This is a genomic window from Lysobacter silvisoli, from assembly GCF_003382365.1.
Classification (GTDB): Bacteria; Pseudomonadota; Gammaproteobacteria; order Xanthomonadales; family Xanthomonadaceae; genus Lysobacter; species Lysobacter silvisoli.
Map to the genome: position 1 here is coordinate 2,524,335 of NZ_QTSU01000001.1, position 12,488 is coordinate 2,536,822.

The window sequence follows — 12,488 nt, forward strand, 5'->3', positions numbered from 1 at the left end:
CGTGGCGATCTGGCAGTACGAGGTCCGCGCCGGCGCCGAGGCCGAGTTCGAAACCTTGTACGGCGCCGACGGCGCCTGGGTGACGCTGTTCCGCGAACACGCCGGTTACCTGGGCACCGACCTGCTGCGCGACGCCGACAGCGGCCGCTACCTGAGCATCGACCGCTGGCGCAGCGAAGCCGACTACCGCAGCTTCCTGGCCGCCGACCCTACCCGCTACGCCAACCTGGACGCGCAGGGCGACGCGCTGACCCTGTCCGAACGCCGCATCGGCCACTACTCCCCCACCGCCGCGCCATGACCCCACGCCCGCTGTTCTTCACCGTCATCGCAGTCGCCGCCCTGGCCGGCTGCGCGCAGATGCAGGAAATCACCCCGCTGGCCTGCGGCCGCGACGACGTGCGCGAACTCGGCGATCCCACGCCCGCGCGCCGCAGCTACGCCTTCCCGCTGCGCCTGGAATACGAACAGGACGGCCGCCGCACGGTGGTCCAGGACACCCTGACCTGCCGCTACTGGGGCCGCGACTTCGACCCCGGCGGCTGCGACAACAGCAACCGCTGGCACAGCTCGCTCAAGGGAGCGCGCGGCCTGCGCGTCGCCCTGGGCGCGCCGCGCGGCGGCCGCCAGGTGGTGTTCGAACCCGGCGAATGCGAATCGCTGGTGAATTACGGCCGCGACGAGCCTTCCTACCTGCTGCTGGGCCGCGACGTGGGCGAGGCCGACGACGACACCGCGGTGATCGACGCGCGGCAGATGCGTGAGCAATACGGCCTGCGCATCGTCGACTACCGCATCGACCTGTCCGCGCGCGCACCGCGCGCCGCGCAGCCGCAGTGAGCGCGATGCTGACCACGCCGCCGCTGTCGCTGTACGTGCACCTGCCCTGGTGCGTGCGCAAGTGCCCCTACTGCGATTTCAACTCGCACGAAGGCCGCGGCGCGCTGCCGTTCGCGGCCTATGTGGATGCGCTGCTGGCCGACCTGGACCACGACCTGCCGCTGGTCTGGGGCCGCACCGTGCAGACCGTGTTCTTCGGCGGCGGCACGCCCAGCCTGTTTCCGCCCGAGGCCATCGACCGTTTCCTGCAGGCCGCCAGCGCGCGCCTGCGCTTCGCGCCGGGCTGCGAGATCACCCTGGAAACCAACCCCGGCACCGCCGAGCACGGCCGCTTCGAGCTCTACCGCGCGGCCGGCGTGAACCGGCTCAGCTTCGGCATCCAGAGCTTCGACGACGGCTGCCTGAAGCGCCTGGGCCGCATCCACGACAGCGGCGAGGCCGAAGCCGCGGTCAAGCTGGCCCAGGATGCGGGCTACGACAATTTCAACCTGGACCTGATGTACGCGCTGCCGGAGCAGACCCTGGCCATGGCCGAGCGCGACCTGGAGCGCGCGTTCGCGCTGCAGCCCACGCATGTCTCGCACTACCAGCTGACCCTGGAACCCAACACCGTGTTCGCCGCGCGCCCGCCGCAGGGCATCCCCGACGACGACGGCGCCTGGGACATGCAGGAGCACTGCCAGGCCCTGCTGGCCGCGCACGGCTACGCCCAGTACGAGGTCAGCGCCTACGCCCGCCCCGACCGCCGCTGCGCGCACAACGTCAATTACTGGCGCTACGGCGACTACCTGGGCATCGGCGCCGGCGCCCACGGCAAGATCACCCTGGGCGCGGAGCAGACCGTGCTGCGGCGCTGGAAGATCAAGCACCCCACCCAGTACCTGGTCCACGCCGGCAGCGCGCAGGCCATCGGCGGCGACGACCGCATCGAGCCGGCGCGGCGCCCGTTCGAATTCATGCTCAATGCCCTGCGCCTGGTCGACGGCTTCGCCCTGGCCGATTTCGAAGCGCGCACCGGCCTGGACCGCGCCGCCATCGCCGCGCCGCTGGCCACCGCGGTCGCCGAGGGCTGGCTGGAGCACGACGGGCAGCGGGTGCGGCCGACCGATTTGGGCCGCCGCTACACCAATAATGTGGTTTCGTTGTTCCTCGACGACTGAGCGCGACCGGGCGCGGCCCGCGCACGCGCCTTGCTGTCCCGCAGCATCCGGTCCGACCGCCCGGCAACGGCTTCTGGCCGCGGCCCCGCCCGCACTGCGTTCGAATCTGTGGCCGCTCCATTCCGGGCCGCTTGGCCGCGACAGGGCTGGCGAGTCTCAAGGGGGCGTGATTAGATCGCCCGGTCCGGTATTGGTGAAGCTGCATGTCCGTCACGTTCGAGCCCCTAGGCAGGTCCTACCCTCGGCCCACGCTGGCCTCGGCGGCCATGCCCAAACGCGTGCGCCGCGTGCTCGAGCACCTCTACGCCCTGGTCTCGGACGAGGTGGCGCGCACGCTCGATCACATGCTGGCCGAGTACGAGCAGCAGCTGTTCCGCCAGGCCGATCAGGCGCGCAATGCCAGCCTGCAGGCCGTGCACCTGGAAACCCTGCGCCTGGTGCGGCTCAACCGCGTCGATCTGGTGCCGCGCTATCTGGTCGGGCTGGAAGCGGCGCTGACCAAGGTCCGCGAGCCGGTGGCGAGCGCCGCCGAGCAGGCCGCGCTGCCGACCTTCCGCGACCTGCGCCTGGTCGACGATCAGGAAGTGGACGAAAGCACCGTGCTGCGCAGCATCGCCACGCGCCAGGAATCGCGCGCCAGCCTGCCGCTGATGCTGCTGGGCCAGCGCTTCGGCGTGCTCGCCGGCGCGCCGGCCTACGATGCCGAGCGCCTGCCGGTGGGCCCGCACAGCCTGGGCCGGATCCTGGCCGAGGCCTGCGCGACGCTGCAGATCAGCCAGGAAGCCAAGTTCGACCTGTACCGCGTCTACGACCAGCACGTGATGAGCGGCTACGCCCAGTTGGTGGAGGCGATGAACGCGCTGCTGGCGCGCGAGAACGTGCTGCCCAGCCTGTCGTTCGTGCCGATCCGCGCGCGCCCGACCGCGCAGAACCCCGAGCGCAGCGCCGACGCCGCACGCCGCGGTCGCGACGACGCCCAGCGCGGCCCGCGCGGCGCGCGCGCCTACACCGCCTGGAGCGGCCAGGCCGATGCCGGCGCAGCCGCGCCGATGGACGAAGGCGATTACGCCTCGCTGCAGCAACTGCTGTCCGGCCGCCGCGATCTGCTGGGCAAGCTGCGCCCCGGCGCGCCGCCCACGCCGCGGCCGCCGCTGGACACCGCCGACGTGCAGAGCGCGCTGCGCGCGCTGCAGGCCGCGCCGGCACCGACCGCCGGCAACACCAGCCGCAGCGTGTCCGACCTGCGCCAGAACCTGCTGGTGCAGGCGCGCCAGCAGCGCGGCGAAGCGGCCACGCTGTCGCGCGAGGACAGCGACGCGTTCGAACTGCTGGACCTGTTCTACGGCGAGATCGAGCGCGAATTGCGCGGCGACGCCGTCACCGCCGGCCTGCTCGGCCGCCTGCAGGTGCCGCTGCTGCGCCTGGCGCTGCAGGACCGCGCCTTCTTCGTGCGCAGCCAGCACCCGGCGCGGCAGCTGCTCAACGCCGTGGCCGAGGCCGGCGCCAGCTGGATTCCCAAGGAAGAGGCCGACCCGCAGCTCAACGACCAGCTGCGGCGCGCGGTCGACCACGTGGTCGAGCATTACGACGGCGACGCCACGGTGTTCGAGGCCGCCAACCAGAACCTGCAGGATCATCTCAAGTCGATGGCGCGCAAGGCCGAAGTGGCCGAACGCCGCCACGTCGAGGCCGCGCGCGGCAAGGAAAAGCTGGAGCTGGCCAAGCGCCAGGCCGGCGAGGCGATCGAGGCCGCGGTGCAAGGCCAGCCGCTGCCCAAGTTCGTGCAGGCGCTGCTGACCCAGGCCTGGTCCGACGTGCTCACCCTGACCCTGCTGCGCCATGGCGAGGAGTCGGAGGAATGGCGTCGCCAGCTCGAGGCCACCGGCCAGATCGTGTCGGCCAACGTGGTCGGCGCGTCGGTGCCGGCGCCCGGCGGGCTGGACGGCGACATCGAGCACTCGCTGACCCTGGTGGGCTACCACGCCGACGAGGCCAACGCGATCTCGCGCCAGCTCACCGCGGGCGCGGCCGCGGGCAACGACGACACCGCCTCGCGCACCGAGCTGGCGATGAAGCTCAAGGCGCGCGCGCGCCTGGGCGACGACGGCGGCAGCACGCGGCGCGAACTGCCGCCGCGCAGCGAGCACGAGCAGCAGTGCTGGGAGCACGTGCGCACCCTGCCCTTCGGCACCTGGTTCGAATTCGTGACCAACCAGCAGGGCGACGTGATCCGGCGCCGGCTGTCGTGGTTCAGCACCATCACCGACAACGCCCTGTTCGTGAACCAGCGCGGCCAGCGCATCGGCGAGCAGTCGCTGGACAGCCTGGCGCGGGCGATGGCGCAGGGCCAGGTGCGCGTGGTCACCGCCGAGAAGGGCCGCCTGGTCGACCGCGCCTGGAACGCCGCGCTCAACGTGCTGCGCAGCTTCGTCGGCAATAGCGCGCAGGAGGCCGAGGCATGAGCGAGGAATTCCGCCGCACCCGCCGCCGCCGCGTCGACGACGCCGTGCAGGTGGTGGACACCATGACCGACACGGTGATCGGCCAGCTCAGCAACCTGTCGGAAACCGGCATGCTGCTGATCGCCAACACCCCGCTGGTGGACGACGGCCTGTACCAACTGCGCTTCAGCCTGCGCGACGCACCGCACCGCGCCTCGCCGATCGAAGTCGGCGCCCATTTGCTATGGCAGGACCGCACCAGCATGCCCGGCCAGACCTGGAGCGGCTTCCGCTTCATCACCATGCTGGAAAGCGAGATGCTGCAGCTGAGGCAGTGGCTGGATTCGCCGGGCGGGACGTACGACTGATGCGCCGCTGCTCGCGCCCGCGGGTGTAAAGACCCGCAGAACCAGCGGACGACGCGAGATCGCGATCCCGCGTGCCCTCACCCCAACCCCTCTCCCGCAAGCGGGAGAGGGGCTAAAGCACAAGCGGCGTCGGATGCGTCCCCTCTCCCGCTTGCGGGAGAGGGCTAGGGTGAGGGGGTGAGCGCAGCGAATGCTCTTGCTCCCCGCTCGAGCACCGAACTCGCAGCCCCAATAGAAGACCCGGAGGGCGGCGCACAGGAGGTGCGCCGTTTTTCGCTGGCACAGGATGTGCCATCGAAAAATCCCCGCGCCAACTCCGCTCTCGCGCGGGAGCTCTGGCGTAGCGTTTTTCTTTGGTTACTTTCTTTTGACGCTTATCAAAAGAAAGTAACCCGGCCGCTTGCGGACGGAAGCTGTTGCTGTTGCTTCAACCAGCAGCCCCACACACCTGCGCGAGTTCGGAGCTGATCGCGGCTTACGCCGCTCCTACCCCAAGGCGCACCGCGAGCACGCCGCTCAGCGCCGGTGGAACGGCACCGGCTCGGGCTGGTGCAGGGCGTAGCCCTGAGCGTAGTCCACGCCCATCGCGCCCAGCTCCAGCAGGATCTCGTCGCTGGTCACCCATTCGGCAATCACCTTCAGCCCGCGCTGGTGGCCGATGTCGGTCACCGCCTTGACGATGGCGTGGCTCATCGGATCGGTGAGCAGGTCGCGGATGAAGGCGCCGTCGATCTTGATGATGTCCACCGGCAAGTTCTTCAGATAGCCGAACGAGGACATGCCGGCGCCGAAATCGTCCAGCGCGAAACGGCAGCCCACCGCGCGCAGGCGCTCGATGAAGCGCGCGACCTGGGCCAGGTTGCGCACCGCCACCGTCTCGGTGATCTCGAAGCAGACCCGCTCCGGCGCGACCTCGTGCTTGCGCAGCAGCGCCAGGATCAGGTCGGCCAGAGTCTCGTCCTCAATGCTGGCGCCGGACAGGTTGATCGTGGCCGTGCGCAGCTTGGCGCCGTTGGGGTGCAGGCGGTCGAAGTTGGCCAGCGCGGTCTCGATCACCCAGCGGTCCAGCATCGGCATCAGCCCGTAGCGCTCGGCCGCGGGAATGAAGGCGCCGGGCACCACCAGCCGGCCTTCCTGGTCGCGGAAGCGCAGCAGCAGCTCCAGATGCAGGCCGGTCTCGGCTTCGTCCGACAACGGCCAGACCTCCTGGTACTTCAGCAGCAGCCGGCCCTCGTCGATGGCCCAGCGCAGGCGGTTGGCCCATTCCATCTCGCTGCGCCGGCGCGCGGCATCGTCGTCGTGCTCGGAATAGAAATGCACGCGGTTGCGGCCGCTTTCCTTGGCCATGTAGCAGGCGGTGTCGGCCTGCGACAGCAAGTCCTTGAGCGTGGTGTTGGGGCGATCCAGCATGACCCCGCCGATGCTGGCGGTAATGGTGTAGGTACGCTGCTCCCAGACGAACACGTAGCCGTCGATGTGCTCGCGCAGACGCTCGGCAACCAGGGTGGCGCCGGCCAGGTCGTGGACCTCGGTGGCAAGCACGCCGAACTCGTCGCCGCCCAGGCGCGCGAGCACGTCGCCGCCGCGCAGGTGCTCGCTCATCATCGTCGCCAGCTGGGTCAGCAACTGATCGCCGGCGACGTGGCCGGAGGTGTCGTTGATGAGCTTGAACTGGTCCAGATCGATGTACAGCAGCGCACAGGGCGGTGCGCCGGCCGCGATGCCGGCCAACACCCGCTCGACCCGGCGCTCGAACTCGCGCCGGTTGTACAGCTCGGTCAGCGCGTCGTGACTGGCCTGGAAGGTCAGCAGTTCGGTGAGCTGGCGCTGCTCGGAAATGTCGGAGGCCACCATCAGCAGGCGCGAGCGCCCTTCCAGCACCACGCTGGTGATCGACACGTTGGCCCAGAAGCGGTCGCCGTTGACGCTGCGCAGCATGGCCTCCGCGTTGGCGCAGTCGACCAGATCGGCCGCGCGCAGCTTGTCGCGCAGCAACTGGTCCTCGAACAGCTCCGGCAGCGGCACTTCGTACACGGTCTCGCCCAGGCGCGCGCGCGAGGCCTGGTTGGCGTAGGAGATGCGGCCGTCGTCGCGGCGCGCCAGCAGCACCAGCGCCGGCAGCAGTTCGTTGAGCGCGCGGAAGCGTTCCTCGCTTTCGCGGTAGCGCCGGCTCATGCGCGAGCCCAGCTCCAGCGCCAGCCGGCGCGTACGCGCGACCGACCACACCAGCAGCGCCAGCAGCACGCTGGCGAGCAGCCCCGGCAGCAGCACCCAGTTGCGGCCGTCCGGGCGCGAGGTCACCGCCTCCAGCGCCTGCATGCGCACGCGCCAGCGGCGGCCGCCATAGTTCAGCTCGCGGGCGAAACGGAAGCCGGTGTCGTGCGCGGGCGTCGGGCCACTGGCGAACAGCGTGGCCACGGTGTTGTCGGTGACGTCGTCGACCTGGATGTGCAGGTTGCGGCGCACGTCCTCGTCCAGGCTGGCGTCGATCAGCTGGCCGGCGCGGAACGAGATCGCGATGGAGCCGCGCATGCGCGCGCGCCGTTCTTCCAGCGTGGCCGGCGGCGGGCCGGCGCTGAACACCGGCAGGCGCATGGTCACGCCGTCGCGCGAAGGGTCGGATGGACTTTGTTGGGCCAGGCGGAACGGCGCCGACAGCACCGCGCTGTCGCTGTCGCGCGAAGCCAGCACGCCTACCAGGTTGGTAGGCTGCAGGTTCACGTCCAGGCCCAGCACGCGCTCGTTGCCGGCCAGCGGCGCGACCAGGTCGGTGATGTAGTGGTCGCCGTCCACGCGCGTCTCGCGGCGCGAATAGCCCATGGCCTGCAGGCTGGGGAAACGCTCGCGCGGGCGCACGTTGGCGTAGAGGTTGGCGAACTCTTGCGCGGTGACCTCATCGGAGGTCAGGAACAGGGTCTGCACCGAACGCAGCAGCAGTTCGCAGGCGTGCAGGCGGTCGTTCAGGGAATGGAACACGCGTTGCGCGCCGGCATCCAGCGCGGCGGTGCGGTCGTCGACCACGCGGCGGTGCTGCGCGCCGCCCAGCCACAGGGTCAGGCCCACGCCCAGCAACAGCGCCAGCAGGCTCCAGCCCCAGGCCGGCAGGCCCAGCGGCTTGGGCCGCTGCAGCAGCGCGGCATCGGCCGGATCGACGGACGCGCCGAAGCCGTGCCGGCCCTCGGGGTGGTCGGACTGCGCAGACTCCGCGTAACCGTCTGAATCCCTGGTCGCCCCCAAGCGCCCTCCATGATGTCCACGACCCGGCGATCCTATACCCCAGCCGCCTCGCCGAACTCTAACGCCGTGCTCACGGCGCGCTCGGGCGCGGCGTATCGGGGGAAGCCTTCAGCGCAGGCGAACGTGGCGCGCCTAACTCATGCCTTACGCAATGCGGACGCGGCCAGCGGCCATGGCGGGGCGTGTGCAATACCCGGAAACGGGAGCGCCGTCACGGCTGCAAGGCCGCCGGTTGCGGATTCGAACAAGGACGGCGCCGGCCGAGCGGCGCCGCTAGGAAAGCGCTGCCTTCGCCCGCAGCATCACCCCCCCAGCGCTGCGCAGGCGTCCCAGCCCTGCTGCGTGCCGTCCGTGGATGCGCCGCTGAAATTCTCGCGCAGCGTCGTCTGCGCCCATTCCTCGGCTTGGTCGCGCTGTGCCGGGCTCAACGCCGCGCCGGCCTGGGCGAGCTGGCGATCGATCTGGGCGGTGCGGAAGCTCTCGGCGCCGAGACGGTAGAGCTTGAGGTAGCGATAGTGCTGATAGGGGTCGCTGCCGACCAGCCCCGCGAGCATGCCCTGCGCGCCCGGCTCGTAGGCGCCTTGCAGCAGGTCCACGACCCGCCAGTCGCCCGCGGCCAGGCCGACTTGGATCAGCCGGGTCGCCTGCTGGCGGTAAACGCTCAGCGCGCCGGGTTGCTTGAGCAGGCCGCGCGTGTCGTACAGCGGCCCGCGGCTCAGATAACAGGCGCGCGCGTCGGCGTCGCCCAGCCGCGCCGCCTGCGCCAGGTTCGCGTTCAAGGTATCGAGTACTTCGTCGCCGACGCCCTCGCATAGCGTCCGTCCTTGGTCGACGTCGCGCTGGCGAATCGCGGCGGTGTCGAGCAAGGCCTGGTAAGTGCGCAACTGCGCCGCGCTCAGGTTCTCGGTCTTCTGTTCGGTGAGATTGCGGGTGTTGCGCATGGTCGACCATTCGATCGCGCGCTGGCGGCTGCAACGGCTGAGATCGCGCAACAACCGCGCCGCCGCCCGGCCGTCGCCGGCATTGGCCTGCGCCTGCAGCTGGGCGTACACCGATTTGAGCGGCGCCCCCGCAGGCGGCAGCCGCGCGCCGCGATCGAAGCGCAGCGAAGCCTGGGCGACCATGTCCAGTTCGCTGCCCGGCGCCCCGCCGACCGGCTGCTCGGCCGCCGCGACCGGCGCCGGCGGCGCGGGCGCGTTCGCGCCTTCCTTGCGGCCGAACAGGTAGGCGCCGACGACGGCCCCCAGGGCCAGGACGGCCAGTAGCGGTAGTCGGTATCGGCTCATGTCGAAGCCTCGGGTGCGGGGGCCGGCACGGGCCGGATGGGGTGGCCGATTCGCGACAAGGCCCGCGATCGTAGCGAAAGCACGTTCATTCTTCGGACGCGGCAAGCGAGCACGGATCCCAGCCGGGCGCGGTCGATTCGGTGGAATCGCTGCCGCCGAACTGGCTCTGCAATGTTTCCTGCGCCCACCGGTCGGCGTCCGCGCGCTGTTCCGGCCGGATCCGCGCAGCCGCCAGGGCCAGCTTCCGATCCATGTCGGCGGTACGAGCGCCTTGCGCGCCGAGGCGGTAGAGCTTGAGATAACGGTAGTGCTGCACGGCATCCGGACCCAGCGTTCCGGCGAGCATGCCGTCCGCACCCGGCTCGTACGCGCGGCGGAGGATGTCCACCACCTTCCAATCGCCAGCGGCCATGCCGGCGTCGATCAGCGACCGCACGCCGGTGCGGTACTCCTGGATCCATTCCGGATGACGCATGAGCCCGCGTGCATCGTAGCCGGGTCCGCTGGAGAGATAGCAGGCACGCGCATGCTCTTCGCCCAGTTGCGCCGCCCTGCGCAAGCTCGGCAGCTGCGTATCCAAGATGCCGCGATCGAGTCCGTCGCAGAGCGTGCGGGCTTTGCGGATGGCTTGCTTGTGCGATTCCACCGCCTCCAGCTGCAGCCGGTAGCGCTCCAGCGATTGCGCGCTGCTGCCGTCGATCTTGTCGGCCAGGGTTTCGTCGGCCGCCCGCGTCAGGAACCACTCCAACTGGTCCAGACCGGCGCAGGTACGCAGGTCCTGATACAGGCGCGTGGCCGCGGCGACGTCGCCGGCATCGGCGCGCGAACGCAGCTCGCCGAACACGCGCCTCAACGGCACACTGCGTCCCGGCAGCGAGGCCGTTATCGGAACCGGGGCGGTCGATGCGGCATGGCCCCCGAGCTGCGACGCCCGGGCAGGAGCGGCGGGCGCGGCTGCCGCCGGCGCTGTCGGGCTCTGGCCTCGCCCCAGCACATAGGCGCCGATCAACGCGACCAATGCGAGCAGGGCGATCAGGATGTAACGCAATCGCATTCCAGCATCCACTCCAGAACCGCCGGTAGCGCCGGTAACGGGATTGCCGTCCCGGCCGCTGTTTCGCAAGACCCCATCCGATACCGAACCGACAGGGCGGCCCCTCGCGGAGCCGCCCTGCGTTTACCGCTGAACCCTTACTGGTACGGAGAACCGTCCCGCACGTACGCGGCCGCAGCAATGCCGGTGTCGCCCTGCAGGATCGCCTGGTTCTTGCCCGCGGCCGACGGCAATCCCACCTTGAGATTAACCGCACCGGAGACCAGCGAGTCCAGCAACTGCGTCAGGATCGGCAAACCCAGGGCGATGTTGCCGCATCCCTTGGCCGCCGGTACGGCGAACGTATTGTCGACCAGGATATTGCCGGTGTTCTGCAGGTACGCGTACGGATCGTTGCCGACCTGGATGAAATCCAAGCTGCCGGGGCTGCCCGAGATCGGCGCGGTGGGCGCCGGCGGAGCGGTGGTGCCGGTTTGCAGCTTGACCACGACCGGATTCTGCGCCGAACCGATGTAGCAGGAGTTGCCTAGGAACGGATTCTGCAGACGCACGCGCAGCGCCAGCCGCACCGCGGTCGGATCGCCGCCCCAGTTCGGGTTCAGCGCCGCGCCGAAATCGGTCTGTATCGTCTGCACCGGCTCCATCGTCGCGGTCACGTCGTTGACCGAATTGACCACGCTCCAGAACGCCTGCCACAGCGGAAGCGGCCAATTCGGCGCCGGGTTGACGATGCCGAGCAGACCGCCCGGGACCTTGCCCGGCGGGGAGTTGAGCGTGGGCGCACCGACGGCGTCGAACAGCGGCGAGGGCTGAATACCGGTGATGCCGCCCTGCAGGACGATCGCTTTGTCGATCGGCAGGGTGGTGGTGCCGATGGTGAACGAGCCCGAGCTCGTCACGCTGTGCACGCAAGCGGTCCCTTCTTCCTGAAGGGGCGGCGTTTCGTACGGGCAGAACTGGAACTTTTCGAAACCCGGGGCCGGTGGCGCCGCCGTCGCGGCGGGGGTGACGGCGGCTCCGGCCAACGCCGTGGCAAGGGCCGTGTATAGCAATGCCTTGGACATGATGAACTCCTGAAATCTGAGAAAGAATCCTGATCTGCGCCCAGCGGACGCCAGTCCGCCGCCCGTTGGCGATCGCCGCATCACCGGGCTATCGCTTGATACGCCGGTTTGATCGAGCCCATCCAACCGGAGGGGTCGGATGCTCCGCCCCAGCGCCTTCGATACCGCTCGTCAAGAACGCTGCATCAGGCGCGCGGATCGCGCGCCTGATGCAGCGGATGGCAAGGCGGTTGTTGCTGCGACATCCCCGCGCCGCTCGGCTGCCGCCGGGCAGCGAGGGATTCGCACCGACTTACATGTAGCGCAGGGGAGCGCTGGCCGTCAGCGTCGAGGTGGACCTGACGTTGGTGCAAGGCGATGGCGCCGGCAGGAACTGCGCGGTGAAGGTGAACGTGGCGTTGGTCGCGCTGTTGTTCAGATTGCCGAGCGAACCAGCGGCGACACCGCCCGTGCACACGCGCGCCGGCGTGTTGAACCTGACCTGGATCGGGTTCGCGTACGCACCGCCGATCGTCACGCTCGAGCTCGTCGCGCCCGACCCCACGCCAGGGGAAACGCCCCAGCTCAGGTTCTCCGCCGTGACGTTGCCCGTGCAGGCCGCGCCGCCGGTGAAGTTGGCGCTGACGATCGCCGCGGTGCCGCTGATCAGCTGCATGTAGAAAGTGGCACTGGAACAGGGAACCGCAATGCCCGAAACCGTAGCGGTGGTGCTGCCCGTGATCGTCACGAAAGTACCGGTGGGCGTGGTGTCCACCCAGGCGCTACCGTTCCAGTATTCCCAGCCGGCGAACGCGGGCGAGGCCACGAGCGGACCTGCCGCGATCAGGGAGGCGAGAAGGGTGGCTTTGAGCTTACTCATCGTAATTTGCTCCACAGTCGATTGTCGAAATCCCCCGAACGCCAGCGCGCGGAGGCCGTGCCACGAGGAAGCCAAGTGCCGTGGCGGCACCGAACCGAGGGGCACCGAACATCAGCCTGTTCGAACTCTTGCTCTCATTTGCCAGAGCGCTGAAACAGATGCGTCCTTGGTCTGTATCG

The 12,488-nt window shown here is 69.8% G+C and carries 10 protein-coding genes; 5 read left to right on the forward strand and 5 right to left on the reverse strand.

Annotation, left to right across the window (positions count from 1 at the left end):
• Nucleotide 1 precedes the first annotated feature (1 nt).
• The 5 genes from DX914_RS11140 (at nucleotide 2) to DX914_RS11160 (ending at nucleotide 4,809) form a co-directional block, all read left to right on the forward strand.
• Nucleotides 2–301 carry an antibiotic biosynthesis monooxygenase family protein gene (locus DX914_RS11140; RefSeq protein ID WP_158549244.1) on the forward strand — a complete coding sequence of 100 codons (300 nt, stop codon included), beginning with the start codon at nucleotides 2–4 and terminating at the stop codon, nucleotides 299–301.
• On the forward strand, nucleotides 298–840 hold the full coding sequence (locus tag DX914_RS11145) for a hypothetical protein (protein ID WP_115859034.1): 543 nt from the start codon (nucleotides 298–300) through the stop codon (nucleotides 838–840). The genes DX914_RS11140 and DX914_RS11145 overlap by 4 nt, the downstream gene beginning before the upstream one ends.
• A gap of 5 nt (nucleotides 841–845) precedes the next feature.
• Complete coding sequence (gene hemW / locus DX914_RS11150) at nucleotides 846–2,000, forward strand: radical SAM family heme chaperone HemW (RefSeq protein WP_115859035.1); 1,155 nt, start codon at nucleotides 846–848, stop codon at nucleotides 1,998–2,000.
• Nucleotides 2,001–2,203: 203 nt separating this feature from the next.
• A complete protein-coding gene (locus DX914_RS11155; RefSeq protein WP_115859036.1) occupies nucleotides 2,204–4,462 on the forward strand; it encodes a DUF1631 domain-containing protein in 2,259 nt (752 codons plus the stop codon).
• On the forward strand, nucleotides 4,459–4,809 hold the full coding sequence (locus DX914_RS11160; RefSeq protein WP_115859037.1) for a PilZ domain-containing protein: 351 nt from the start codon (nucleotides 4,459–4,461) through the stop codon (nucleotides 4,807–4,809). Before DX914_RS11155 ends, DX914_RS11160 begins: the two co-directional genes overlap by 4 nt.
• Before the next feature lie 516 nt (nucleotides 4,810–5,325).
• Here the strand turns inward: DX914_RS11160 and DX914_RS11165 are convergent.
• The 5 genes from DX914_RS11165 to DX914_RS11185 all read right to left on the reverse strand — a co-directional run bounded on the left by DX914_RS11165 (nucleotide 5,326) and on the right by DX914_RS11185 (nucleotide 12,309).
• On the reverse strand, nucleotides 5,326–8,046 hold the full coding sequence (locus DX914_RS11165) for a bifunctional diguanylate cyclase/phosphodiesterase (RefSeq protein WP_231118199.1): 2,721 nt from the start codon (nucleotides 8,044–8,046) through the stop codon (nucleotides 5,326–5,328).
• Between the two features lie 302 nt (nucleotides 8,047–8,348).
• Nucleotides 8,349–9,332, reverse strand: coding sequence for a hypothetical protein (locus DX914_RS11170; protein WP_115859038.1), 984 nt, complete (start codon nucleotides 9,330–9,332; stop codon nucleotides 8,349–8,351).
• A gap of 85 nt (nucleotides 9,333–9,417) precedes the next feature.
• Nucleotides 9,418–10,380 (reverse strand): hypothetical protein, encoded by a 963-nt coding sequence (locus tag DX914_RS11175; protein WP_147300652.1) that lies wholly within the window; start codon nucleotides 10,378–10,380, stop codon nucleotides 9,418–9,420.
• 143 nt (nucleotides 10,381–10,523) lie between these two features.
• Nucleotides 10,524–11,450, reverse strand: a complete 927-nt coding sequence (locus tag DX914_RS11180; RefSeq protein WP_147300653.1) for a hypothetical protein — start codon at nucleotides 11,448–11,450, stop codon at nucleotides 10,524–10,526.
• 292 nt (nucleotides 11,451–11,742) lie between these two features.
• Nucleotides 11,743–12,309: a hypothetical protein gene (locus tag DX914_RS11185; RefSeq protein WP_115859041.1), complete on the reverse strand. Its 567-nt coding sequence runs from the start codon at nucleotides 12,307–12,309 to the stop codon at nucleotides 11,743–11,745.
• Nucleotides 12,310–12,488 lie beyond the last annotated feature (179 nt).